The sequence below is a fragment of the Micromonospora sp. NBC_01796 genome (assembly GCF_035917455.1).
Lineage (GTDB): Bacteria > Actinomycetota > Actinomycetes > Mycobacteriales > Micromonosporaceae > Micromonospora_G.
This window is the reverse complement of the sequence record NZ_CP109078.1, coordinates 878,496-900,943: the sequence shown is the minus strand read 5'-3', so window position 1 is coordinate 900,943 and position 22,448 is coordinate 878,496. Positions and strand designations below refer to the sequence as shown.

General features: G+C 69.2%; 27 protein-coding genes. 19 read left to right on the top strand and 8 right to left on the bottom strand.

Annotation, left to right across the window (positions count from 1 at the left end; translation table 11 throughout):
- Positions 1–182 precede the first annotated feature (182 nt).
- Positions 183–1,556, bottom strand: coding sequence for an extracellular catalytic domain type 1 short-chain-length polyhydroxyalkanoate depolymerase (locus tag OIE47_RS04090; RefSeq protein WP_326560142.1), 1,374 nt, complete (start codon positions 1,554–1,556; stop codon positions 183–185).
- Between the two features lie 248 nt (positions 1,557–1,804).
- Between OIE47_RS04090 and OIE47_RS04085 the strand changes: the two genes are divergently transcribed.
- Together OIE47_RS04085 and OIE47_RS04080 are read left to right on the top strand one after the other, a co-directional pair.
- Positions 1,805–2,413, top strand: coding sequence for a TetR/AcrR family transcriptional regulator (locus tag OIE47_RS04085; RefSeq protein WP_326560141.1), 609 nt, complete (start codon positions 1,805–1,807; stop codon positions 2,411–2,413).
- A 42-nt stretch (positions 2,414–2,455) separates the two neighbouring features.
- On the top strand, positions 2,456–3,016 hold the full coding sequence (locus OIE47_RS04080; RefSeq protein WP_326560140.1) for a hypothetical protein: 561 nt from the start codon (positions 2,456–2,458) through the stop codon (positions 3,014–3,016).
- 12 nt (positions 3,017–3,028) lie between these two features.
- Here OIE47_RS04080 and OIE47_RS04075 read toward each other — a convergent pair whose 3' ends face one another.
- From OIE47_RS04075 to OIE47_RS04065, 3 genes are all read right to left on the bottom strand, one after another.
- A complete protein-coding gene (locus OIE47_RS04075; protein ID WP_326560139.1) occupies positions 3,029–4,495 on the bottom strand; it encodes a hypothetical protein in 1,467 nt (488 codons plus the stop codon).
- A gap of 142 nt (positions 4,496–4,637) precedes the next feature.
- Complete coding sequence (locus tag OIE47_RS04070) at positions 4,638–5,426, bottom strand: pyrimidine reductase family protein (RefSeq protein ID WP_442792129.1); 789 nt, start codon at positions 5,424–5,426, stop codon at positions 4,638–4,640.
- 215 nt (positions 5,427–5,641) lie between these two features.
- Positions 5,642–6,115 (bottom strand): NUDIX domain-containing protein, encoded by a 474-nt coding sequence (locus tag OIE47_RS04065; RefSeq protein WP_326560138.1) that lies wholly within the window; start codon positions 6,113–6,115, stop codon positions 5,642–5,644.
- 102 nt (positions 6,116–6,217) lie between these two features.
- On the opposite strand from OIE47_RS04065, the gene OIE47_RS04060 reads away from it, so the two are divergent.
- The 5 genes from OIE47_RS04060 (at position 6,218) to OIE47_RS04040 (ending at position 10,243) form a co-directional block, all read left to right on the top strand.
- Positions 6,218–6,700 (top strand): OsmC family protein, encoded by a 483-nt coding sequence (locus OIE47_RS04060; protein ID WP_326560137.1) that lies wholly within the window; start codon positions 6,218–6,220, stop codon positions 6,698–6,700.
- Positions 6,701–6,749: 49 nt separating this feature from the next.
- Positions 6,750–7,946, top strand: coding sequence for an endonuclease (locus OIE47_RS04055; RefSeq protein WP_326560136.1), 1,197 nt, complete (start codon positions 6,750–6,752; stop codon positions 7,944–7,946).
- Positions 7,947–7,957: 11 nt separating this feature from the next.
- Positions 7,958–8,617 carry a phosphotransferase gene (locus OIE47_RS04050; RefSeq protein ID WP_326560135.1) on the top strand — a complete coding sequence of 220 codons (660 nt, stop codon included), beginning with the start codon at positions 7,958–7,960 and terminating at the stop codon, positions 8,615–8,617.
- Positions 8,618–8,880: 263 nt separating this feature from the next.
- On the top strand, positions 8,881–9,660 hold the full coding sequence (locus tag OIE47_RS04045; protein WP_326560134.1) for a TIGR03089 family protein: 780 nt from the start codon (positions 8,881–8,883) through the stop codon (positions 9,658–9,660).
- Between the two features lie 49 nt (positions 9,661–9,709).
- The gene (locus OIE47_RS04040; protein ID WP_326562984.1) at positions 9,710–10,243 is read left to right on the top strand and encodes a YfbM family protein; all 534 of its coding nucleotides are present in this window, start codon (positions 9,710–9,712) and stop codon (positions 10,241–10,243) included.
- Here OIE47_RS04040 and OIE47_RS04035 read toward each other — a convergent pair.
- Positions 10,236–10,829 carry a TetR/AcrR family transcriptional regulator gene (locus tag OIE47_RS04035; protein ID WP_326560133.1) on the bottom strand — a complete coding sequence of 198 codons (594 nt, stop codon included), beginning with the start codon at positions 10,827–10,829 and terminating at the stop codon, positions 10,236–10,238. The two genes, OIE47_RS04040 and OIE47_RS04035, sit on opposite strands and share 8 nt — an antisense overlap.
- Between OIE47_RS04035 and OIE47_RS04030 the strand changes: the two genes are divergently transcribed.
- The 3 genes from OIE47_RS04030 (at position 10,828) to OIE47_RS04020 (ending at position 13,507) form a co-directional block, all read left to right on the top strand.
- Complete coding sequence (locus tag OIE47_RS04030; protein ID WP_326562983.1) at positions 10,828–11,772, top strand: alpha/beta hydrolase family esterase; 945 nt, start codon at positions 10,828–10,830, stop codon at positions 11,770–11,772. The two genes, OIE47_RS04035 and OIE47_RS04030, sit on opposite strands and share 2 nt — an antisense overlap.
- A 161-nt stretch (positions 11,773–11,933) precedes the next feature.
- Positions 11,934–13,094 carry an alkaline phosphatase PhoX gene (locus OIE47_RS04025; RefSeq protein ID WP_326560132.1) on the top strand — a complete coding sequence of 387 codons (1,161 nt, stop codon included), beginning with the start codon at positions 11,934–11,936 and terminating at the stop codon, positions 13,092–13,094.
- A 113-nt stretch (positions 13,095–13,207) separates the two neighbouring features.
- Positions 13,208–13,507: a hypothetical protein gene (locus OIE47_RS04020; protein ID WP_326560131.1), complete on the top strand. Its 300-nt coding sequence runs from the start codon at positions 13,208–13,210 to the stop codon at positions 13,505–13,507.
- A 7-nt stretch (positions 13,508–13,514) separates the two neighbouring features.
- Here the strand turns inward: OIE47_RS04020 and OIE47_RS04015 are convergent, their stop codons facing one another.
- The 3 genes from OIE47_RS04015 to OIE47_RS04005 are packed head-to-tail and all read right to left on the bottom strand — an operon-like array spanning position 13,515 to position 14,807.
- Positions 13,515–13,715 carry a DUF397 domain-containing protein gene (locus tag OIE47_RS04015; RefSeq protein WP_326560130.1) on the bottom strand — a complete coding sequence of 67 codons (201 nt, stop codon included), beginning with the start codon at positions 13,713–13,715 and terminating at the stop codon, positions 13,515–13,517.
- A 29-nt stretch (positions 13,716–13,744) separates the two neighbouring features.
- Entirely contained in the window at positions 13,745–13,933 is a 189-nt protein-coding gene (locus OIE47_RS04010) for a DUF397 domain-containing protein (protein ID WP_326560129.1), read from the bottom strand.
- Between the two features lie 16 nt (positions 13,934–13,949).
- On the bottom strand, positions 13,950–14,807 hold the full coding sequence (locus tag OIE47_RS04005) for a helix-turn-helix domain-containing protein (protein ID WP_326560128.1): 858 nt from the start codon (positions 14,805–14,807) through the stop codon (positions 13,950–13,952).
- A 181-nt stretch (positions 14,808–14,988) separates the two neighbouring features.
- On the opposite strand from OIE47_RS04005, the gene OIE47_RS04000 reads away from it, so the two are divergent.
- From OIE47_RS04000 to OIE47_RS03960, 9 genes are all read left to right on the top strand, one after another.
- A complete protein-coding gene (locus tag OIE47_RS04000; protein ID WP_326560127.1) occupies positions 14,989–15,138 on the top strand; it encodes a hypothetical protein in 150 nt (49 codons plus the stop codon).
- A gap of 29 nt (positions 15,139–15,167) precedes the next feature.
- Entirely contained in the window at positions 15,168–15,515 is a 348-nt protein-coding gene (locus tag OIE47_RS03995; protein WP_326560126.1) for a cell division protein DivIVA, read from the top strand.
- Positions 15,500–15,748: a flavin reductase gene (locus OIE47_RS03990; RefSeq protein ID WP_326560125.1), complete on the top strand. Its 249-nt coding sequence runs from the start codon at positions 15,500–15,502 to the stop codon at positions 15,746–15,748. The genes OIE47_RS03995 and OIE47_RS03990 overlap by 16 nt, the downstream gene beginning before the upstream one ends.
- 80 nt (positions 15,749–15,828) lie before the next feature.
- Positions 15,829–16,395 carry a plasmid pRiA4b ORF-3 family protein gene (locus OIE47_RS03985; RefSeq protein ID WP_326560124.1) on the top strand — a complete coding sequence of 189 codons (567 nt, stop codon included), beginning with the start codon at positions 15,829–15,831 and terminating at the stop codon, positions 16,393–16,395.
- A gap of 245 nt (positions 16,396–16,640) precedes the next feature.
- The gene (locus tag OIE47_RS03980; RefSeq protein ID WP_326560123.1) at positions 16,641–17,954 is read left to right on the top strand and encodes an ABC transporter substrate-binding protein; all 1,314 of its coding nucleotides are present in this window, start codon (positions 16,641–16,643) and stop codon (positions 17,952–17,954) included.
- Positions 17,955–18,026: 72 nt separating this feature from the next.
- Complete coding sequence (locus OIE47_RS03975; protein WP_326560122.1) at positions 18,027–19,013, top strand: carbohydrate ABC transporter permease; 987 nt, start codon at positions 18,027–18,029, stop codon at positions 19,011–19,013.
- Between the two features lie 10 nt (positions 19,014–19,023).
- Positions 19,024–19,929, top strand: coding sequence for a carbohydrate ABC transporter permease (locus OIE47_RS03970; RefSeq protein ID WP_326560121.1), 906 nt, complete (start codon positions 19,024–19,026; stop codon positions 19,927–19,929).
- Positions 19,926–21,317, top strand: coding sequence for a GH1 family beta-glucosidase (locus OIE47_RS03965; RefSeq protein ID WP_326560120.1), 1,392 nt, complete (start codon positions 19,926–19,928; stop codon positions 21,315–21,317). Before OIE47_RS03970 ends, OIE47_RS03965 begins: the two co-directional genes overlap by 4 nt.
- Before the next feature lie 83 nt (positions 21,318–21,400).
- Positions 21,401–22,447, top strand: a complete 1,047-nt coding sequence (locus OIE47_RS03960) for a LacI family DNA-binding transcriptional regulator (protein ID WP_326560119.1) — start codon at positions 21,401–21,403, stop codon at positions 22,445–22,447.
- The last annotated feature ends 1 nt before the right edge of the window (position 22,448 follow it).

Sequence of the window (22,448 nt, the reverse complement as noted above, 5' to 3'; positions counted from 1 at the left end):
CCGGCTTCGGTCCGTGGGTCGGGTCCGACGCGCGGACCACGGGCGATTCTTGCTCAAGACACGACACGTGTTGCATCCTGCCCCACCTGTACGACAGCACGCCAAGTTGACGCGCCTGCGGGGCGGTACGGCACTGTCCGGGGTGACGGGACGGGTTGCTGTCACCCCGGACAGTCACCGGATCAGACGACGGTGCAGGCGACGCCGTTGAGGGTGAAGGCGGCCGGCCGACCGGTGTTGCCGGTGTGGGTGGCCTGGAAGCCGATGCTGGTGGAGCCGTTCGGCGGGATCGTGCCGTTGTAGCTGACGTTGCGGGCGCTCACCGCGCCGCTGGTCGGGCTGTAGCTGGCGTTCCACCCGGAGGTGATGGTCTGCCCGGACGGCAGGGTGAAGACCAGGGTCCAGCCGTTGATCGGGGCACTACCCCGGTTGCTGATGGTGACGGCGGTGGTCAGGCCGGTGTTCCAGGCGTTGACCGTGTAACCGACCGCACAGGTCCCACCCACCGGCGGCGGCGTGGTCGGCGGGGGAGTGGTCGGGGGCGGCGTGGTCGGGGGCGGGGTCGTCGGCGGAGGAGTGGTGGGCGGGGGAGTCGTCGGCGGGGGAGTAGTGGTCGGCGGCGGGGTCGTCGGCGGGGTGGTGCTGTTCAGGCCGAAGAAGCGGATCGCCTCGGCCGCGTTCACCGGCAGGTTGTGCGACACGCCCTGCATGCTGATCGCCTCGACCGGGGCGTTGCCTCCGCTGCTGCCGTACCGGGTGCGGGTGTAACCGGACTGCGGGGTGTCGGTGAACGTCGGGGTCTGGCTCAGCCCGTGGACGTTGGTCCACTGCTTGATCTCCTCGCCGAAGTTCGGGTAACGCAGCGTCTCGTCGTTGGTGCCGTGCCACAACTGCATCCTCGGCCGGGCGCCGGTGTAACCGGGGTACGCGTTGCGTACCAGGTCACCCCACTGCTGGGCGGTTCGGATGACCTGTCCGTTGGCGCACTGGCTGTTCCAGGTCGAGCCATCGGTGGTGGCGAAGCAACTGTGCGGCACGCCCGCGAAGGCGGCACCGGCCTTGAACACGTCGGGATAGTTCCCGAGCAGGACGTTGGTCATCATCGCGCCGGAGGAGACGCCGGTGGCGTACACCCGGTCCGGGTCGCCGTTGTGGCGCTGCTGGACGTACCGGACCATCGACAGGATCCCCACCGGGTCGCTGCCGCCGTCGCGGCGCAGGGCCTGCGGCGAGTAGACGTCGAAGCACTGGCCGCTGCGGGTCGCCGACGGGTAGATCACGATGAACCCGTACTGGTCGGCGAGCTGGGCGAACTGGGTGCCGGAGTAGAAGGCGGGACCGGTTCCGGTGCAGTAGTGCACGGCCACCAGGATCGCGGGTCGGGCGGCGACCCGGTCCGGCACGTACAGGTGCATGCGCAGGTTGCTGGGGTTGGTCCCGAAGTTGGTCACCTCGGTCAGGGTGGCCGCGGACGCGGGTGTGGCCACGATCAGGCTCAGCACTGCCAGCGCCGCCGCGGCCCCGGCCGCGGCGAGCGACCGGAGGAGTCGTTTCATGCGTTCCCCTTCTGGTGGTGGCCGATCGGGCCGCAGGGCTTGCCGGATCGCCCATGGTGGTGAAACATTCCGAAGTATGGATCGAAAGTTTTCACTACACAAGAGATAGATGGTCATAGGTATCCTCAGGTGGGAAGCCATATTGCGACCGCAAATTATCGGTACGGGCTGCGCCGCCGGATGGTCGCCGGTGGTGCCGGGCGCGGGGTAAAGTGGACCCGCTGGTCCTAAAAGAGGAGGTGGCCGGTGTGGCCGGGACACTGACCCGCAAGGGCGCCGCGACCCGGCAACGGATCATCGAGGGCGCCGCCGAGGAGATCCGGGAGCGCGGGATCGCCGTCACCACCCTCGACGACGTACGCGCCCGGACCGGCACCAGCAAGAGCCAGCTCTTCCACTACTTTCCCGAGGGCAAGGAGGAACTGCTGCTCGCGGTGGCCCAGTTCGAGGCCGACCGGGTGCTCACCGACCAGCAACCCTTCCTCGGCGACCTCACCTCCTGGCCCGCCTGGTACGCCTGGCGCGACGCGGTCGTCGCCCGCTACCTGGAGCAGGGCCAGCACTGCCCGCTCAACGTGCTGGTCTCCCAACTCGGTCGCAGCACCCCCGGCGCCCAGGCGGTCGTACGCGCCCTGATGCACCAGTGGGAGTCGGAGATCAACAGGGGCCTGCGCCACATGCGGGACACCGGCGAGGTCGATCCGGATCTGGACACCGACCGGACGGCGGCGGCCCTGCTCGCCGGGATCCAGGGCGGGGTGCTGATGATGCTCTCCACCGGCCGGATCACCCACCTCGAAGCCGCACTCGACCTGACCATCGAGAACCTCCGTAAGGGCGGGCGAACCGTTCGCTAGCGCCTTTGGCTGCGTCGCGGCCGGAGGCGCTAGCGTGACGCGGTGGACGTTGCCGGGGATGGTGAACTGATCGCCGCGTCGCTGGCCGACCGGCTGGCCGCGCTCACCTTCGTCGACCGGACACCGGAGCAGGTCACCGCGCTGCTGGTGGAGGAGGTCGCCGCCTGGGCCACCGGTCGGGGCTGGCGGGTCTACCGGCGGGCGGCGAGCGTGTTGCCGCTGCCCCCGCCGTACCAGCATCGGCACTCGTTCCTCGACGTGGCCTGCGCCCGGCCGGACGGCCCGCCGGTCGCCGTCGAGATCGACAAGACCGACCGCCGCCGTTCGGTGGAGAAGCTGCTCGCCGAGGCCGGTGCCGGCCGGATCCCGATCTGGCTGCGGTGGGGGAGCAGGGGCTTCGAGACGCCGCCGCTTCCGGTGCGGTTGGTGACCTGCCCGGTGACCTCCCGGCGCGGCCCCGACCCGAAGGTACGGCTCTACTCCCGGCTGCCGGTCAGCGACCGCCCCGCGCCGGCACACGCCACCACGGACCTCCGGGTCGACGAGCAGACCGACCTCTTCGCCGGCCCGACCGCGCCTTCGCGGGCCGGTGACGAGGGATAACGGTCCCGCCGGCTACCAGTGCCAGCTGCGTCGGGCCAGCAGGTCGCGGTGTCCGCCCAACGCCGACCGGGCCTGGCCGGCGAGCCGACCGACCACCGGGGCGACCAGCCACAGCAGCACCACGGCGTAGAACAGCAGGGTGCCGCGTTGCAGGCTGGTCAGCTCAGGGGTGTCGACGAACGGGAACCACAGGGGGCTGAACTCGGGCGTGAAATGGCACAGGGCTTCCAGGTGGTAGTTGTTCTCGTAACAGGTCCACGGTCGGAGTTGGCCGAAGACGAGGCTGTTCGCGGCCCCCCACACGGAGAGCACGGCCACGCCCACGGTCGCGACGTTGAACCAGGGGCCGGCCCGGCCCGGTTCCAGGCACACGGCCAGGGCCAGGGCGGCGGGCAGCATGGCGATGAGGAAGAACCTCGGCCCCCAGTACATGCCGCCGTACCAGCCCCACCAGCGGGAGTAGAGCAGCACCAGGCCGGCCACGAACACCGCCCAGAGCAGCCAGACCCGCCACAGGTCCGTGCCGGCCTCCCGTAGCCGGGTGCGGGCCGGCAGGAACAGCCCCGGGGTGAACCAGAGCAGGCCCTTGCCGAACGAGAACACGATCGCGACCAGGCCCACCAGGAACGGGTACGAGAAACCGGGGTCCCCGGAGTACGGCATGACCGTCGCGCCACCGCCGTGCCCGGCGTACGCGGTGTGCAGCGGATCGCCGAAGCGCCACCAGTTCTCCCCGACGATCAGGGCGGCGGCGGCCGGCAGAGCCGCCAGGTAACGCAACCGGCGCCGCATCAGGCAGAGCACGACGACGACCAGTCCGAGCGCCACGATGGACCCGGGGGTGTTGGCGACGCCGAGGACGACGGCGACCCAACCGGCGGCCCTCGTCGCCCACCTGGTGTCCGGGAGTGTCACCGCCAGCAGGCCGACCCCGACGGCGATCGCGGTGAACATCTCGCCGTAGAAGTCCTGTACGTGCGCGGCGACCATGCTCCCGGCGACCAGGAGCAACAGCAACCGCCGGTGCGTACGCGGTGCCATCCGGCCCTGGAGCAGGAGGTGGATCGCGGCGAGTCCGATCATGAGCAGCAGGAAGTTGTACTGCACGAGCCAGATCTGGGTGTTGCCGTACCAGTCCCCCACCAGCCACAGTGGCGTCGCGAACAGCGGCCCGATCATCGAGTACTGGGTGCCCGGCAGTTGCCGCTGTTCGAGCAGTTCGAGCAGGGCCTGGTAGCGGGCGAGCCCGTCGCCCATCATCGGCGGTTTCGGGGTGACGGCCAGCAGCATCACCCCGACCGCGAGCAGGGCCGTCTCCACCGCGGCCACGATCCGGCCAGCCCTCGACCTCCCGGCCGGTGGATCGGGTTGCGCCGCCGTCTCGGGGAGCGGCTCCGGAGGTGTCTCCGCAACCGTCTCGGCGGCTGCCTCCGGGGCTGCCTCCGGTCCGTCCGGGCGGTCGGCTACAGGCGCGGTCATCGACAGTCTCCCCGTGGCGTCGGCTGGGCGGGCCGTAGAGATCCGCCTCACGCAGACTGACAGGAAACCGTTTCCCATTCCATAGACGAACGTAGATCAATATCGGCCGGCCGGCTGAGTCGCGGCTCCGATCCGCCGCCGATCAGTCCCGGGCGTAGCGCAGCAACAGTGTCGACTCGGCCGCGAGCAGGTGCCGCAACCCCATCCCGCGCGGGGGACTGGGCGTACCGGCGGTGATCCTGCCCGCGCCCGCCCCGGCCAGCAGCGGCGCCACGGTCAGGCAGACCTCGTCCACCAGGTCCGCCGTGGTGAGCGCCCCGAACAGGTACGGCCCGCCCTCGCAGAGCAGTTGCCGGTGGCCCCGCCGGTGCAACTCGGCGAGCCCGGCGGTGAGGTCGACCCGGTCCACCAGGTCGATCCGGTCGTTCTGGTCCACCAGCCCGACCTGGTTGACCAGGCCGATCTCGGTCGACTCCTCGAACCGGGTGTTCGGGTCGGCGGTGTCCGCGCTGACCCTGATCAGGTCGGCGACGGCGGCCAGCCCCGCCGGGGCGGTGGAGCGGGCGTGGGTGAGGACCACCGGGCGGACCGGGGCCTCGGCGAACGCCGCCTGCCGGGGGTCGAGGTCCAGCGCCCCGGAGACGACCACCAGGGTCGGATACTCGGACATCCCGTGCGCCCGCCGCCACGCCCGGCGACGCTCGTCGAGGCGTAACGGGCCGTAGTTCTCCTGACGCAGGGTGCCGGCGCCGACCACGAGGGCGTCGCAGAGCATCCGAAGTACGCCGAAGACCCGCTTGTCCGGGCCGCTGGACAGCCCGGCGGAGAACCCGTTGACGGCCACCGCCCCGTCGATGCTCGACACGAAGTTGACCCGCAGGTGCGGCTGTTCGGTGCGGCCGTACAGCGCGGCGAGGGCGTCGTTGTCCAGCGGCGTACCGTCCGGTGCCGGCCAGAGCCGGTGGATCGGCGTACGCGGGTCGGTGGTCGGGGCCGGTGCGGCCGAGGTCGGCTCGGTCATTCGCCGGCCGGCCCGGTCACCGGAGGGGTCGGCACCGGGACCCGGTGCTGGCAGTCGCACCAGTTCCGGCCGGGGCACTGGTCATGCCGCCGTTCGCGGCACGCTCGGCAGATCATGTCGAAACCCTATGCGGTACGACCGGCGGCGCGTTGCGGGTCGGCCCCAGTCCGGCCGAACAGTTCCAGGGTCGGTGGCACCTGGGAGTGCAGCGGTGCGGGCAGGGCGTCGAGCGTGAACCAGCCCAGTTCGTCGAACTTGTGCGGCTCCCCGATGGTCACCGTCGCCGGGTCCACCCGTACCGCGAAGACCACCGCGACCCAGTGCGAGGGCGGCTCGTCGCGCAGCACGTTCCGTACGCCGAGGGTGGTGATGTCGAGCGGGCGGGTCGCGTACTCCTCGCCGACCTCGCGGCGCACCGCGGCCTCGAAGGTCTCGCCGAACTCCAGTGCCCCGGCGCCGGTGTCCCAGGTGCCGGGCTCGTCGCGGGCACCGGCGCCGCGCCGGGCCAGCAGCACCCGCCCGGCACCGTCGTGGCAGACGAAAACACAGGAAACCGACGGCGTACGGCCCGCCGCCTCCCGTCCGAAACCGGCTGTCATCGGTGGCGCTCCCCATGGTTGGCTGGTCCCCATCCGATCATGAGATTGCCCGGACCCGCGCGCGGATTTCCGGACGCGTTCCGGTGGAGGGGTGGACCGCAGATGGCCCGACAGCACCACTACGACACCGTCGTCACCTGGACCGGTAACCGGGGCACCGGCACCAGCGGGTACCGGGACTACCACCGAGACCACGAGGTGGCCGCCGACGGCCCGGTCACCATCGCCGGCAGTTCCGACCCGGCGTTCCGGGGGGACAGGACCCGGTGGAACCCGGAACAGTTGCTGGTCGCCTCGCTCTCGCAGTGCCACCTGCTCTGGTACCTGCACCTCTGCGCCGAGTCCGGGGTGGTGGTCACCGGCTACGTCGACCGGGCGGTGGGCGCGATGACCGAGGACGCCGACGGCGGCCGGTTCACCGAGGTGCTGCTCCGGCCCGAGGTGACCGTGGCCGAGCCGGCCATGGTCGAACCCGCGACCGGGCTGCACGCCGACGCGCACCGGGCCTGTTTCATCGCCAACTCGGTCAACTTCCCGGTACGTCACGAGCCGACCGTTGTCGTGGCCGCCACGCCGGAAGTATGACCATGCACGCATGACGTGAACGTGATGATCTCGATTAGCATCGCCAGATATGGATATCAGGAGGATCGCCGGCGCCCGTACGTGGCGACTGGCGGCCGGGCTCGCGCTCGTACTCGGGGTGGGGTTGCCGGTCGCGGCGATCTCCGCCTCGGCGGCGGCGAGCCTGACGGTGGCCGGCGCACTCGCCGCCCAGGACGGTAGGTCCGCTTCGGTCACCGGGTACGTCATCGGTCAGCCGACGGCCACCAACACGGTGCTCAGGTCGGGCTTCACCGGCGACACCGCCATCGCGATCGCCGACGTGGCGAGCGAGACCGCGACGTCGAGGATGCTCTACGTCCAGGTGACCAGCTCCTACCGGAGCACCTTCGGTCTCCAGTCCAATCCGAGCCTGCGCGGGCGGCTGGTCACCGTCACCGGGACGCTGACCGCGTACTTCGCCCACGGGGGGTTGAAGGATCCGACGGCGATGACCCTCGGCGGCTCCACCCCGACCCCCACTCCCACCCGTACCCCGACGGCCGGTCCGACCACGAGCCCACCGGGCGGCGACTACGACCGGACGTACTACGCGAGCGCGATCGGCAAGACCGGCCCCGCGCTGCGTACCGCCCTGCACAACGTGATCAGGGTCCAGACCAGGCTCACCTACGACCAGGTCTGGGAGGCGTTGAAGGACACCGACCAGGATCCCGGCAACTCGGGCAACGTCATCCTGCTCTACAGCGGGCGGTCGCAGAGCAAGAACACCAACGGGGGCAACCCGAACGACTGGAACCGCGAGCACGTCTGGGCCAAGTCGCACGGAGACTTCGGCACCGCGACCGGTCCGGGCACCGACGTACACCACCTGCGCCCCGAGGACGTCTCGGTCAACTCCTCGCGCGGCAACAAGGACTTCGACAGCGGCGGCAGCACCGTCGCGGAGGCACCGGGCAACTACACCGACAGCGACTCGTTCGAACCGCGCAACGCGGTCAAGGGCGACGTGGCCCGCATGATCATGTACATGGCGGTCCGGTACGAGGGCGGCGACGGCTGGCCCAACCTGGAGATGAACCAGTCGGTCAACAACGGCAGCAACCCGTACATCGGGAAGTTGTCGGTGCTGTTGCAGTGGAACCGGTCGGACCCGCCGGACGCCTTCGAGAAGCGCCGCAACCAGGTCATCTACGACGAGTGGCAGGGCAACCGCAACCCGTTCATCGACCACCCGGAGTGGGCGACGGCGATCTGGGGCAACTAGCGTCAGCAGCCGTGAACGAACCCACCCTGCTCGCCTCCGGTCGGGACGCCGACGTGTTCGCGCTCGACCGGAGGCGGGTGCTGCGCCGCTACCGGGAGGGCGGTGACACCGCCCCGGAGGCGGCGGTGATGGCCTACCTCTCCGGCGCCGGCTACCCGGTGCCGGAGGTCCATTCCGCCGTCGGGCCCGAGATGGTCCTCGAACGACTCGACGGCGAAACCCTCCTGGACGCCCTGCTCGCCGGCCGGATCGACGTCGACCCGGCCGCCGACCTGCTGGTGGACCTGCACGACCGGCTGCACGCCCTGCCGGCCCGGCTCAGCACCGACCCGACCGACCGGATCCTGCACCTCGACCTGCATCCGCTGAACGTCATGCTGACCTCGCGCGGCCCGGTCGTGATCGACTGGCGCAACGCGATCGAGGGACCGGCCGACTTCGACGTGGCGATGACCGCGCTGATCTTCGCCGAGGTCGCCGTCGGCGAGTTGGGCGTCCTCGCCGACCCCGGCCGGCTGGCACTGACCGCCTTCCAGCAACGGGCGCAGCCGCCCCGGGCCAGCCAGCTCCGGCGGGCGTTGGACCTGCGCCGGGTCAATCCCACCCTCACCGCCACCGAGAAGGCCGCCCTCGACCGCGCCGCCGCCCTGGTCCGAACCCGCCCCGACTGACCCCCCCCGCGCCCACCGCCCGCTCCGCCTGCGCCCCGCCTGCCGGCCTCCGTCCGTCCGCCCGCTCCTGCCGGCCTCCGTCCGTCCGCCCGCTCCTGCCGGCCTCCGTCCGTCCGGTCACGATGCGTAACCTCACTGGAAGCCGTATCGCGTTTTTCCTTTACATCTCCAGGCGAGTACGTACATCGTTTTTGATGTACGACAAATTCGCGTTACCGCTCCGGGTGAGTCCTTTTCGGGCGGGATTCGGTATCGTCGCCCTGATGGACGTGACTGCTGCACGCCGTACCGAGGAAGTTCCCGCCCTGCTGGACGCGGCGGCGGTCGACACCTCGCGGCCACTGCTCACCTATTGTGACGACGCGACCGGGGAGCGGACCGAGCTGTCCGTGGCCGAACTGGGCGGGTGGGTGGCCAGGACGGCGAACCTGCTCGTCGACGGCTGCCGGCTGAACCCCGGCGACCGCGCGGCGGTGCTGCTCCCGCCGCACTGGCAGACCGCCGCTGTGCTGCTCGGCGCCTGGTCGGCCGGCGTTTCGGTGGCCTTCCACCTGGCCGCGACCGCCGGTCTGCCGCGCATCGGCCCCGGCGCGGACCTGCCGGCCGACGTCACCTTCGTGGCCCACGACCGGCTCGACAACTGGCTGGAGGACGTACCCGAGGCGGAACACCAGTTCGTGCTCGGGCTCGCGCCGGGGGCCGAACCGATGCGCGAGGTGCCCGCCGGCTACCGGGACTACCTGGTCGAGGTCCGCGAGCACGGTGACAGCGCGCCGCCGTACGCCTCGGTCCGGCCCACCGACGCGGCCACGGTCGACGGCACCAGCTACCGGGAGTGGGCAACGGTGGCACAGGGGATCGCCGAGTCCCGCGACCTGCGGCCGGGCGACCGGGTGCTGGTCGACACGGCCGGGCAGGAACAACCGGTCATCTGGCTGCTCGCCCCACTGTTCGCCGGTGCGTCGGTGATCCTCTGCCACAACCTCGCACCCGGCACCGCCGAGTCCCGCGCCCGCACCGAAGGCGCCAACCGCATCTTCTGAGCGGCGCCGGATCCTGTCGGACCGTACGCCTAACCTGCCGTCCGTGAGCATGAACGGGAACTGGCTACGGGTGACCCCGGCCGAGCTGGCACGGGCAAAGGACGACCTCGAATGGGCGTACGAGTTGGCCGAGGCCGCCGGTGAAGCCGGTGACGACCGATCGTCGGGTACGGGCAAGGCGTGGCAGGCTTTCGCCTTCCTGCTGGAGCGTCGGGCCTTCGACGTCCCGATCGTGGAGGGCGCCGAGGGCTTCGTCGAATATCCCGACGCGGATCCGGAGGACGAGGAGTTCCAGGAGTTCCTCGAACATCTCGAGGAGTCGGGCAAGGACTGGGGTTACGGGCCGCCCAGCTACCTCACCCCCGAGCAGGTCGCCACGGCTGCGGCCGAACTCGCCACCATCACTCCGGAAGACCTGATCCGGGGCGTCGACCCGGCCGAGTTGCAGCGCGCCGACATCTACCCGAACCGCTGGGACCGGCCCGACGAACTCGTCTGGGTCGCCCACTTCCTGCCCGACGCCCGCCGGTTCTTCGCCACCGCCGCCAGGCGCGGCGACGCCGTCATCTGCTGGATCAACTAGGCGGTTGCCCAGCTTCGTGGACTCGTAGCCCCTCCAGCAGCACGTCGAGGTACCGGCGGGCGATGACGGCGGGTGCGTGGTCGCCGGCGGCGGAGCGCACGCGCGCCGCGAAGGTCAGGCCGCACATCAGGGGGCCCACGTCGGCAGGTGTGACCGATGGGTTAACCACTCCTGCCGCACGGGCACGGTCGAGGATCCCCGCGAACAACTCGTTCAGGTGCCGCATGAGTTCGGCGGTGCGTGTCAGGGCATGCTGCGGCGCGGCGAAGACCGGAGCGAGTGACGCGTCGGTCATCTGGGCATCGATGGCCGCGTACAGGAAGTCGCGGAGCGCCAGCCAGGCGTCGTCACCGGCCAGGGCCTGCTCGGCGTGCTGCTCCAGCGACTCCAGGCCGGGCGTGGCCACAGTCTCGACCAGCGCTTCCGGGGTGGGAAAGTGGCGGTAGACCGTGGCCACGCCGACCGAGGCTGCCCGCGCGACGTCGTTGAGCTGGATCGGCACCTCCTCGTCCACCAAGCGGCGGCCGACCTCCACGATCCGGTGCCAGTTGCGGGCGGCGTCCTTACGCAGTGGAGCAGTGGTCATGCCCACAAGCATACCGGATAGGTTATCCGGTTCTGCTACGTTGAAGTGGATGACCTATCCACTTCAGGAGGCTCCCATGATCGAGAGCATCACGGTGAACGGCACGCGGCGGACGTACGGGATCATCGGGCCTTCGGACGGCAGACCCGGACGGAGTCTCCTGCTCGTGTTCCACGGATCGCGACAGACCGGTGCCAAGCACCGGAAGTTCATCGGCCGGGCTTACGACGCGCTCGCCGAGAGCGGCGCCGCGGTGGTGGTCTATCTCGACGGGTACAAGGGCAACTGGAACGACGCCCGGCGTGAGAACTCCTTCCCGGCCCGCAGGGACAGCAGCGACGACGTCGGCTTCACCCGGGCGCTGATCGAGAGGTTGACCCACAGTCACGACATCGACCCCGCGAAGGTGTACGCGATCGGCTACTCCAACGGCGGTCAGATGGTGATTCGCCTGGCCCACGAAACGCCGGCGCTGATCGCCGGTGCGACCGTGATCGCCGCGACCATGCCGGCGCCCGAGAGCTTCCTTCTCGCCGACGCACCACCCGCGCCGATGCCGATCCTGCTCATCCACGGCACGAAAGACCCGATCGTCAAGTACGCCGGGGGTGAGTTCAGCTGGTGGGCGCGCAAGGCCTTCAAGGTCGGCGGCCGCAGCCTGTCCGCGCCCGAGTCCGCGACCTATTTCGCCGCCCGCAACGGCATCACCGCGCGGCCCACCATCACCGAACTCCCGGCCGCGAACGCGGCGACCTCGATAGAGCGCGCCGAATACCGGCAGCACGGGCACCCGTCGGTGGCGCTCTACACCGTGCGCGGCGGCGGGCACACCATCCCGGGACCGACCAAGGGGCCCGCCGTGATGGGCAAGACCAGCCAGGACGTGCAGACCGCCAGGCTGATCGACGAGTTCTTCGCCATTTCCGAGCCGGCACGTCACTGACAGACCGGTGACAGCGGTCGGGGCCCTGCCGGCCGCTGCCCTATTTGTGGCGGACCGGGCCTGCTCGTTCACATATCGATGACGGACGTTCATTTACGTAGCGTTCTCCGGCAACGGCGGATCGTTACGTTCCTCGGACCCACCCCACCAAGGAGGTCCAGATGGATCGTCGGAACATGCTGCGCGCCACCGTGCTCGGCGCCGGCGCCGTAGCGCTCCCGTTCACCGCATGGTCGGCGGCGTACGCGGCACCGGCGCAGAACGCGACCGGCCCGTACGGTCCGCTCCAGGCCGCCAACAGCCACGGCATCCAGCTCCCGGCCGGCTTCACCAGTCAGATCGTCGCCCGTTCCGGGCAGGTGGTGCCCGGCACCTCGTACACCTGGCACAGCGCGCCCGACGGCGGCGCGGTGTACGCGAACGGCACCGGCTGGGTCTACGTCTCCAACTCCGAGACCAGCTCCGGCTCCGGCGGCGGCGCGTCCCGGATCCTGTTCAACTCCAGTGGCGCCGTCACCGGGGCGTCCCGGATCCTGTCCGGCACCAACAACAACTGCGCGGGTGGCAAGACCCCGTGGAATACCTGGTTGTCCTGCGAGGAGGTCAACCTCGGCCGGGTGTGGGAGACGTACCCGCTCGGCGGCACCGCCGTGGTACGCCCGGCGATGGGCCGGTTCAAGCACGAGGCCGCCGCCGCCGACCCGGACCGGCGGGTCATCTACCTCACCGAGGACGAGACCAACGGCAAGCTCTACCGGTTCATCCCGAACACCTGGGGCGACCTGTCGGCCGGTGCGCTCCAGGTACTGGTCGCCGGCAGCGCCACGTCAGGCTCGTTCAGCTGGGCCGCCGTACCCGATCCGGACGGCTCCCCGACCGTGACCCGGTCGCAGGTGTCCGGCGCCAAGTCGTTCAACGGCGGGGAGGGCTGCCACTACTCGAACAACACCCTGTGGTTCACCACCAAGGGCGACAACCGGGTCTGGCAGCTCAACCTCGCCAACAACACCTACGAACTCGCGTACGACGACAACCTCGTCAGCCCCGGTTCGGCCCCGCTGACCGGCGTCGACAACATCACCGGTTCCTCGTTCGGTGACCTCTACGTCGCCGAGGACGGCGGCAACATGGAGATCTGCGTGATCACCCCGGACGACAAGATCTCCGTGTTCCTCCGGATCACCGGCCAGGGCTCGTCGGAGATCTGCGGTCCCGCGTTCACCCCGGCCGGGAACCGGCTGTACTTCTCGTCCCAGCGCGGCACCTCGGGCTCCTCGTCCGGCGGCATCACGTACTGCGTCACCGGCCCGTTCCGCACCTGAGCCCCATCCGTGCGGGGGATAACCCCTCGTGTAGAGAAAGAGTGGTTATCCCCCGCCGGATAGCCACTCTTTCTCTACACGAGGCGACGCCTTGTTCGCCGCTCGGTGGTTAGGTGGGCGGCGTGGATGCTTATCGGGGCAGCGCCTGGCTCGACTGGTGGACCAACTCGTCCCTGCGCTTCAGCACCGAGGTCACGGTGGTGATCAGTACGTCGGAGGCCGGTTGGGAGGCGACGGGGCGCCTGGTCGAGGACGACGACCTGCAAGGCTTCGAGATCCTTCGCGACCTCGATCCGCTCTTCAGCCTGCGATTCGCCGACGACAGCACGATCCCGGTCACCGTGTTTTCGCTCGACAACAACGGCGCCGGGTTCACCCTCCGCGAATATCGAGACGAGCCCGAAGACGACTGACCCGGGACTACCCGGCCGGCTGCGGGTCGCGTAGGCCGTGCACAAAGGCCGCCCAGCCCGCACGGTCGAACGTGAGCACCGGCCCGCCCGCGTCCTTGCTGTCGCGTACGCCGACCGCGTCCCGGAGATCGGCCACCTCGACGCAGTCTCCGTTGCCGCCGCCACTGGAACGTGTGCTCTTCCGCCACTCGGCGCTGCGAAGCTCCACTGCTGCCCGCCCTACGTCGCGGAGACCGATCAGCTGTCGCGAGCGCCGAGACCGCCGACGAACGCGGTCCAGCTGGCGCGGCTGATCGTGAGGACCGGTCCGTTGGCGTCCTTGCTGTCGCGTACGCCGACTACGTCCCTGAGATCGGCCACCTCGACACACTGGCCGTTGGTCTGGCTCCTGGTGCTCTTGCGCCACTCGGCGCCGGTCAGCTCCACAGCGGTTCTCCTTCGCCTACGTCAATTCGTGCGCAATCGCCGCGATCAGGTCCCGTGTCTTGGCGGCGCTGAGCGCAGACGAGTGCAGGTGCGTGTAGGCAACGGTAACCCGTCGCATGTCCTCCTCCTTCTCCAAGTACACGTCTCCCGCGAAGCTCTCCACGTAGGCAACTGGCGTGTGGACCTCTTCCGGGAACTCCAGTACCGATACCGAACCGAGCATGCCGGGGTGAGCGCCCTCGCTGAACGGCAGCGCCTGGACGTTGATGTTGTTGCGCTGGGACAGCGTGACGAGATGTTCGAGCTGGGCGCGCATGACGGCCGGTCCGCCGACTACTCGGCGCAACGCGCCTTCGTCGATGATTGCCCAAAGTTGAACCGGCGGGTCCTCGACCAGACACTCCTGCCGCGCCATCCGCACCTGGAGTCTCCTGCTCAGCTCCTCCGGGCTGTCGTTGAGGCGTTGTTGATCGAAGAGCGCCCTGGTGTAGTCCTCGGTCTGAAGCAGGCCGGGTACGGCGGCCAGTTCGAAGTTCCGGATCGCCGTGGCAGCCGACTCAAGCCCGATGTACATGCTGTACGGGTTCGGCAGTTGGCCGTACTTCGCCCACCACCCGCGTTCCTTGCCCTGCTTCTGTAGGTCAAGCGCGGTCTGCCGCTGGCGTTCGTCGGTGATCCCGTAGCGGTTGAGCATCACGATGACGTCGGACCGGCTCGTGCCGACGTCACCCGACTCGATCTTGTAGATCTTCGAGGCGGAGCAGCCCAACTCGGCCGCGATCTCCGCGTGGTCGACCGCTGCTTTCTCGCGCAGCTGTCGCAACTGCCCGCCGAGTTGCCAGCGAGCGATGGTGGGGCCGCTTGCCCTCGCCACGTGTACCTCCCAATGAGCGGTCATGGTCAGTCTCGCCTCCCGATCCTCCAAGTACAAGCTCGGGCCGAAGAGTCTCACAAACCAATCTTCCATGGAAGTCTCGACTTCCCGGATTTGCTTTGGCACGATGACTTTCGATCGGCCTTGGCGACTTCGATCAGACGAGGGGGATGTCGTGTCGATGTATCAGGTGGGATTCGTGGTGGTGGGGGCGGTGTTGCTCGGCTTCGTTGCCGGGCTGGTGACCTATCGGAAGTCGCGTTGCTGGTGCACGGTCTGCGGCTCGGGACTGCGCTGCCTCGTCTGCCTGCGCCTGGGCCACCTGGAATGAGTCGGATCGCAGAGCCGAGAGGGGGCCGGATGGATCGAAACGCGGGTCGGAATGGCGTCTACCGGGGCGGCCGGGGGCGCCTGGTCCCGGGGGACGTCCGGGGGATCTGCTTCGGGTGGACCCGGATCGGTCGACGGGGTTACGCGCCGGCCGAGGTGCGGGGCTTCCTGTGGCGGGTCGAGCGGGAACTCTCCGCGCTCTACCGGGAACTGGCCGCGGCCCACGACGAGGCCGAGCATCACCGGGCGGCGCTGCGCGAATGGCAGTCCCGGCACGGTCGCTGTCCGCGCGAGGTGCCGGCTGATCGGCGTACGGCGGAAGGGGCGGCGACCGGCGACCGGCGCAACCAACGGGGCTGGCCGTGGCCGACGCGGTGATCCATGCCCCGACCAGGCCGACCTGGCTGTGTCGGGCCTGCGGGAGTCCGTGGCCGTGCCTGACCCGCAAGCGGCAGCTCAAGGTGCTGTTCCAGTGCGACGCCGTACGGATGCGCCGGCACCTGGTGCGTTATCTGGCCGACGCGAGCGCCGACCTCGGCGAGTCGAGCACCCGGCAGCTCACCGAGCGGTTGCTCGGCTGGTGTGACCGTCCGCTGCCTCGCCCGCCGTGAAAGTTCTGCGCCGCGATAGATAGATTTTGGGCTATTCCGTTGAGTCTGCGCTATGCCGCTGACCTGCATGGTATTGATTGATGGTGCGCGAACTGTCGAGCCCGCAACGGCAGATCTTCCAACTGAAGGTCTCGCTTTCCGATGTCACGCCCGTGGTGTGGCGGCGGGTGCTGGTGCCAGGTGGTTACACCCTGGACCGGCTGCACCGCGTCCTCCAGCACGTGATGGGTTGGCAGGACTGCCACCTGCACTCGTTCGAGATCGACGGTCTCCAGTACGGCGAGCCCGACCCGGAGGGTGAGCTGACCCTGCGCGACGAGCTGGACACCCGGCTGGACGCGGTGGTCGGCAAGGGGAGCAGGTTCCGCTACACGTACGACTTCGGTGACTGGTGGGAGCACGACGTCACGGTCGAGGACGCGTTCGGTGCCGATCCGGGGGAGCGGTACCCGATCTGTGTGAGCGGTGCCCGTGCCTGCCCGCCGGAGGACGTGGGTGGCGCGTTCGGGTACCGGACCTTCCTGGTCGCGCTGGCCGATCCCGATCATCCGGACCACGAGTCGATGCGGGAGTGGATCGGCCGGTCCTTCGACGCGGAGGCGTTCGCTGCCGACCGGGCGACCACGTTGACCCGCCGGCTCTGCTGAACGCCCCGGCGGCTCCGTAACACCTTCTTCGCTCTTGGTGACCTTGGGCGGCGGCGGTAACGAAATGGGAACGCTCCCATCGGGGTATTGACACCCTGGAAACCCCCCGGCAATCTCATGGGAGCGCTCCCGGCCCGTGTGGCTCGCGCCACAGCATCGATCCACGATCTTCGTCCGGGTAGCCGTCCCCAACCCGTACCACCGCGCCCCCCACCACACATACATGCGACCTGAGAGGGGTCAGGATGAGCGTCACGTCCCGCCGTCGGCGGTTCGCGGCAATCGCGATCGCGTCCGTCGCCGTGTTCGCCACGACGGCCTGTGGCGACGACTCGTCAAGCGAGCCGGCCGATCCCAACGCGCCCATCACCCTGATCGTCGACGTCTTCGGCGACCAGGGTTTCGGGTACGAGGGCCTGTACGACGCGTACAAGAAGGACCACCCGAACGTCACGATCCAGGAACGCGGCAAGGGCCTCGGCCTGGGTGACTACAACACCCGGCTCACCCAGCAGATCACCGCCGGCTCCGGCGCCGGTGACGTCGTCGCCCTCGAAGAGGGCACGATCGTGCAGTTCTACGCGCAGGCCGACAAGTTCGTGAACCTGGCCGACGAGGGCGCGAACGACCTCAAGGCCAACTACCTGCCGTGGAAGTGGGAGCAGGGCACCACCCCCGACGGCAAGGTCCTCGGCCTCGGCACCGACATCGGCTCGATGGCGATCTGCTACCGCACCGACCTGTTCAAGGCCGCCAACCTCCCGACCGACCGCGAAGAGGTCGGCAAGCTCTGGCCGACCTGGGACGCGTTCATCGAGCAGGGCGCCAAGTTCGCCGCCGCCGACCAGAAGAACAAGTTCGTCGACTCGGCGACCAACTTCTTCAACGTCGTACTGAGCCAGACGGCGGGCGCCGGCACCGGCTACACGTACTACGACAAGAGCAACAAGCTGGTGCTGGAGAGCAACCCGGACGTCAAGACGGCGTTCAACCTGACCACCAAGATGATCGAGGCGAAGCTCTCCAACAACCTCCAGTCGTTCTCCAACGAGTGGAACGCCGGCTTCAAGAACGGCACCTTCGCCACCATCGCCTGCCCGGCCTGGATGACCGGTGTGATCAAGGGCCAGGCCGGTGACGCGGCGGCCGGCAAGTGGGACGTCGCCAAGGCGCCCGGCAACGGCGGCAACTGGGGCGGCAGCTTCCTCGCCGTACCGAAGTCGAGCAAGCACCAGAAGGCGGCGGCCGAGCTGGCCAAGTACCTGACCAGCGCGCAGAGCCAGATCGAGGTCTTCAAGAAGCTGGGCAACCTGCCCTCGCAGCCGGCCGCGCTGAGCGACCCGGCCGTGACCGCCGCGACCAACGCGTACTTCAGCAACGCGCCGATCGGCAAGATCTTCGCCGCCGGTGCCACCGAGCTGAAGCCGGTCTACCTCGGCCCGAAGAACCAGGCCGTACGGACCGCGGTGGAGAACGCGCTGCGCGCGGTCGAGCAGGGACAGGCCGCCGACGCGGCCTGGAAGGACGCGTTGAAGAACGGTGCGGCCGCCGGTAAGTGACCCCGGCCGTGAGCGCGGGTGGCGCCGACAGGTTCGCCCTGTCGGCGCCACGCCCTAGTTGAAGGACTTCCGATGAGCCTGGATCTCGACCCGGCCCCGCCGACCGGCCGGCACAGCCACCGGACGGACGACGAGCGGGGACCCCGGCGTGCCCCCCGACGTTCGCTCACCCGGCTGGACCTCAAGGTCTCGCCCTACCTGTACATCCTGCCGTTCTTTGTCATCTTCGCGATCTTCAGCGCCTATCCGATCGGTTACACCGTCTGGATCGCGCTGACCGACCGGTCGCCGATGAACGCCACCATCAGCTTCGTCGGCCTGGACAACTTCGTCGAGATCGGCCAGGACCCGCAGTTCTGGAACGCGGTGGTCAACACCTTCGGCATGTTCGCCATGTCGACCGTGCCGCAGTTGCTGATCGCGCTGCTGCTGGCCAACGCCCTGAACCGGCGGATCAAGGGCCAGACCTTCTTCCGGATGGCCATCGCGATGCCGATCATCACCTCCACCGCGGTGGTGGCGCTGATCTTCTCGATGATCTACTCCCGGGAGTTCGGCCTGGCCAACTGGCTGCTCGACCTGGTCGGGATCGACCCGATCGACTGGCGGGCCAACCGGTACGCCTCCTGGTTCGCCATCTCCACCATGGTCGACTGGCGGTGGGTCGGCTACAACGCGTTGATCTACCTGGCCGCTATGCAGTCGATCAACAAGGACGTCTACGAGGCCGCGGCGCTCGACGGCGCGTCCAAGACCCGGCAGTTCTGGTCGATCACCATCCCGCAGCTCCGCCCGACGATCATCTTCACGCTGATCATCTCGACCATCGGCGGTCTCCAGCTCTTCACCGAACCGCTGCTGTTCACCAGCGGTTCCGGCGGCATCTCCGGCGGCTCGCAGGGTCAGTTCCAGACGATCACCATGTACCTGCTCGACGTCATGAACACCCGGTTCCGGTGGGGGTACGCCGGTGCGGTGGCGCTCGTGCTCTTCGTGCTGATCGCGGCCATGTCGGCGATCAACTACCTGTTGGCCCGCCGCATCAGCTCGGACAAGTGAGGACCCGACGATGACTACGACGACGCTCGGGCCCCGGCCCTCGCCACTCACCCCGCCCAAGGGGCGCCCGCCCCGCAACCGTGCCGAGCGGCTGTGGAAGGCCAGCCCGCTGACCTGGGTCGGCCTGGTCTTCGCGGTGATCCTGTCGCTCTTCCCGTTCTACTGGATGATCGTCATCGCCTCGCGTACGAACGACGCGGCCAACTCCTGGCCACCGCCGTTCCTGCCCGGTGGCAAGCTCGGCGAGAACATCGAACGGGTGCTCGCCAACGGGGACGCGAACATCGTCAAGGGGCTGATGAACTCGTTCCTCGTCTCCGGCACGATCACCATCGCCACCGTCTTCTTCGGCTCGCTCGCCGGCTTCGCCTTCGCCAAGCTGCGGTTCAAGGGCAAGAACGCGCTGCTCCTGATCATCCTCGCCTCGATGATGGTGCCGATCCAACTCGGGGTGCTCCCGCTCTACATCCTGATGGCGAAGCTCGAGTGGCTCAACACCATGCCGTCGGTGACCGTACCGTTCCTGATCGGCGGCTTCGGGATCTTCATGATGCGCCAGTACGCCGAACAGGCGGTCCCGAACGAGCTGATCGAGGCGGCCCGGGTCGACGGCTGCTCCACCTGGCGGGTCTACTGGCACGTGGTCGCCCCGGCCCTGCGCCCGGCCGCCGCCGTACTCGGGCTGCTCACCTTCATGGAGCAGTGGAACCAGTTCTTCTGGCCGTTCGTCGTGCTGGCCGATCCGGCCAACCCGACCGTGCAGATCTCCCTGCGTAGCCTCAACTCGGCCTACTTCGCCGACAACTCGCAGATCTTCGCCGGCACGTTGATCGCGACGCTGCCGTTGTTCGTCGTGTTCGTACTCTTCGGCCGCCAGATCATCGGCGGCATCATGGAAGGCGCCGTCAAGTCGTGACCAACGAGCTCATCTTCCCGAGCACCTTCCTCTGGGGTGCCGCCACCGCGGCGTACCAGATCGAGGGTGGTGCCACCGAGGGCGGCCGTACCCCTTCGATCTGGGACACCTTCAGCCACACCCCCGGCCTCACCAAGCAGGGGCACACCGGCGACGTCGCCTGCGACCACTTCCACCGGTTCCGTGACGACATCAAGCTGATGGCCGAAATGGGGCTGAAGTCGTACCGGTTCTCCCTGTCCTGGACCCGGATCCAGCCCGGAGGTGTCGGCCCGGTCAACCCCGAGGGGGTGGACTTCTACCAGCGGCTGGTGGACGACCTGCTCGAACACGACATCGAGCCGTGGGTGACGCTCTACCACTGGGACCTGCCCCAGCCGTTGCAGGACGCCGGTGGCTGGCCGCTGCGGGACACCGCCGAACGGTTCGCCGACTACGCGGTGCTGGCCCACCACGCCCTCGGCGACCGGGTCCGCTACTGGACCACGCTGAACGAGCCGTGGTGCTCGGCCTTCCTCGGGTACGGCTCCGGCGCGCACGCCCCCGGACTCAGCGACCCGGAGGCGGCGGTCCAGGCCGGTCACCACCTGATGCTCGGCCACGGTCTCGCCGTACGGGCGATCAAGGAGGCCCGGCCCGACCACGACCTGGGCATCACGCTCAACCTGTACGCGGTCTCGCCGGAGCGGGACACCCCGGCCGACGCGGACGCCGCCCGGCGCATCGACGGGCTGGCCAACCGGTTCTTCCTCGACCCGGTCCTGCTCGGCGAGTACCCGCCGGACGTGGTCGAGGACCTGGCCCAGGTGACCGACTTCAAGCACGTACGCGACGGCGACATGGAGATCATCTCCACCCCGCTGTCGGTGCTCGGGATCAACTACTACAGCCGGCACGTGGTGGCCGCCCCGATCGAGGGGGTGGAGCCGGAGCCGTACTGGCGGGCGCCGTCGAACTGGCCCGGCAGCGAGCACGTCCGTTTTGTCACCCGGGGGGTGCCGGTGACCGACATGAACTGGGAGATCGACGCCCCCGGCCTGGTCGAGGTGCTGGAGCGGGTGCACCGGGAGTACCCCGAGCTGCCGCTCTACATCACCGAGAACGGGGCGGCCTTCGTCGACGAGGTGGTCGACGGTGAGGTCGACGACATCGACCGGGTTGCCTACTTCGACGCCCACCTGAGGGCCTGCCACACCGCGATCTCTTCGGGCGTGCCATTGCGTGGGTACTTCGCCTGGTCCCTGATGGATAATTTCGAATGGGCATGGGGCTACACGAAGCGCTTCGGCATGATCCACATTGACTACGACAGTCAGCTTCGTACCCCCAAGTCCAGTGCCAGGTGGTACGCCGACGTGATCCGACGTAACGGTCTGGCCGCACAATAACCGGGGCCAGCCAGTAACCGGGGTGTCGGCACCAACCCGCGCCGGGTCGGTGCCGACCCACCCCACCGTCGGAGGAGCACACCATGACAACCCAGCGCACCCGGTCACTCGGGCGGCCCACCCTGGACGCGGTCGCCGCCCGTGCCGGGGTCGGCCGGGGCACGGTCTCCCGCGTTGTGAACGGGTCACCCCAGGTGAGCCCGGAGGCGCGGGCAGCGGTCCAACAGGCCATCGCCGAGCTGGGCTACGTACCCAACCGCGCCGCCCGCGCGCTGGTCACACAGCGTACGGACTCCGTCGCGCTGGTCGTGTCGGAGTCGGAGGAACGGGTCTTCGGCGAACCGTTCTTCGCCGGCATCGTCCGCGGCATCAGCTCCGGACTGCTCGACACCCCGATGCAGCTCTGGCTCGCCATGGCCCAGTCGCCCGCCGAACGGGAACGGGTCGAGCACCACCTCACCCCGCAGCACGTCGACGGCGTACTCCTGCTCTCCCTGCACGACTCCGACCCGCTGCCGACCCTGCTGGAGCAGCGGTCCCTGCCGGCGGTCCTCGGCGGTCGCCCGGCCAGGATGCTGCAACCCGGCGCCCAGGCCGCCTACTTCGTCGACGTGGACAACGCCGGTGGAGCCCGGCAGGCTGTCGAATACCTGGTGGAGAAGGGTCGGACCAAGGTCGCCACGATCGCCGGACCGCAGGACATGGGCGTCGGGGTGGCCCGGCTCGCCGGTTACCGCCAGGCCGTGCAGGCCAGCGGCCGGCCGGTCAGCGAACACCTCATCGCGTACGGCGATTTCAGTGAGAGCAGCGGCACCGCGGCCATGCGGCGGCTGCTCGAACAGTGCCCGGACCTCGACGCGGTTTTTGTCGCCTCCGACCTGATGGCCTGCGGCGCCCTGCGGGCCCTGCGCGACGCCGGCCGGCGGGTCCCCGAGGACGTGTCCGTGGTCGGCTTCGAGGACGCGCCGATCGCCCGCCAGTCCGACCCGCCGCTGACCACCGTGTACCAGCCGGTCGAGGAGATGGGCCGCCAGATGGCCCGCCTGCTGATGTCCCGGATCCGCCACGAGGACCTGCAAACCCCCTACATCCTCCTCGACACCCACCTGGTCCACCGCGCCTCCGCCTGAG

Coding starts and splice junctions, on each gene's coding strand:
- OIE47_RS04090 (WP_326560142.1), bottom strand. CDS start 1,556: ATGAAACGACTCCTCCGGTCGCTCGCCGCGGCCGGGGCCGCGGCGGCG.
- OIE47_RS04075 (WP_326560139.1), bottom strand. CDS start 4,495: ATGACCGCGCCTGTAGCCGACCGCCCGGACGGACCGGAGGCAGCCCCG.
- OIE47_RS04065 (WP_326560138.1), bottom strand. CDS start 6,115: ATGACAGCCGGTTTCGGACGGGAGGCGGCGGGCCGTACGCCGTCGGTT.
- OIE47_RS04060 (WP_326560137.1), top strand. CDS start 6,218: ATGGCCCGACAGCACCACTACGACACCGTCGTCACCTGGACCGGTAAC.
- OIE47_RS04055 (WP_326560136.1), top strand. CDS start 6,750: ATGGATATCAGGAGGATCGCCGGCGCCCGTACGTGGCGACTGGCGGCC.
- OIE47_RS04045 (WP_326560134.1), top strand. CDS start 8,881: ATGGACGTGACTGCTGCACGCCGTACCGAGGAAGTTCCCGCCCTGCTG.
- OIE47_RS04040 (WP_326562984.1), top strand. CDS start 9,710: ATGAACGGGAACTGGCTACGGGTGACCCCGGCCGAGCTGGCACGGGCA.
- OIE47_RS04030 (WP_326562983.1), top strand. CDS start 10,828: ATGCCCACAAGCATACCGGATAGGTTATCCGGTTCTGCTACGTTGAAG.
- OIE47_RS04035 (WP_326560133.1), bottom strand. CDS start 10,829: ATGACCACTGCTCCACTGCGTAAGGACGCCGCCCGCAACTGGCACCGG.
- OIE47_RS04025 (WP_326560132.1), top strand. CDS start 11,934: ATGGATCGTCGGAACATGCTGCGCGCCACCGTGCTCGGCGCCGGCGCC.
- OIE47_RS04000 (WP_326560127.1), top strand. CDS start 14,989: ATGTATCAGGTGGGATTCGTGGTGGTGGGGGCGGTGTTGCTCGGCTTC.
- OIE47_RS03995 (WP_326560126.1), top strand. CDS start 15,168: ATGGATCGAAACGCGGGTCGGAATGGCGTCTACCGGGGCGGCCGGGGG.
- OIE47_RS03985 (WP_326560124.1), top strand. CDS start 15,829: ATGGTGCGCGAACTGTCGAGCCCGCAACGGCAGATCTTCCAACTGAAG.
- OIE47_RS03980 (WP_326560123.1), top strand. CDS start 16,641: ATGAGCGTCACGTCCCGCCGTCGGCGGTTCGCGGCAATCGCGATCGCG.
- OIE47_RS03975 (WP_326560122.1), top strand. CDS start 18,027: ATGAGCCTGGATCTCGACCCGGCCCCGCCGACCGGCCGGCACAGCCAC.
- OIE47_RS03970 (WP_326560121.1), top strand. CDS start 19,024: ATGACTACGACGACGCTCGGGCCCCGGCCCTCGCCACTCACCCCGCCC.
- OIE47_RS03960 (WP_326560119.1), top strand. CDS start 21,401: ATGACAACCCAGCGCACCCGGTCACTCGGGCGGCCCACCCTGGACGCG.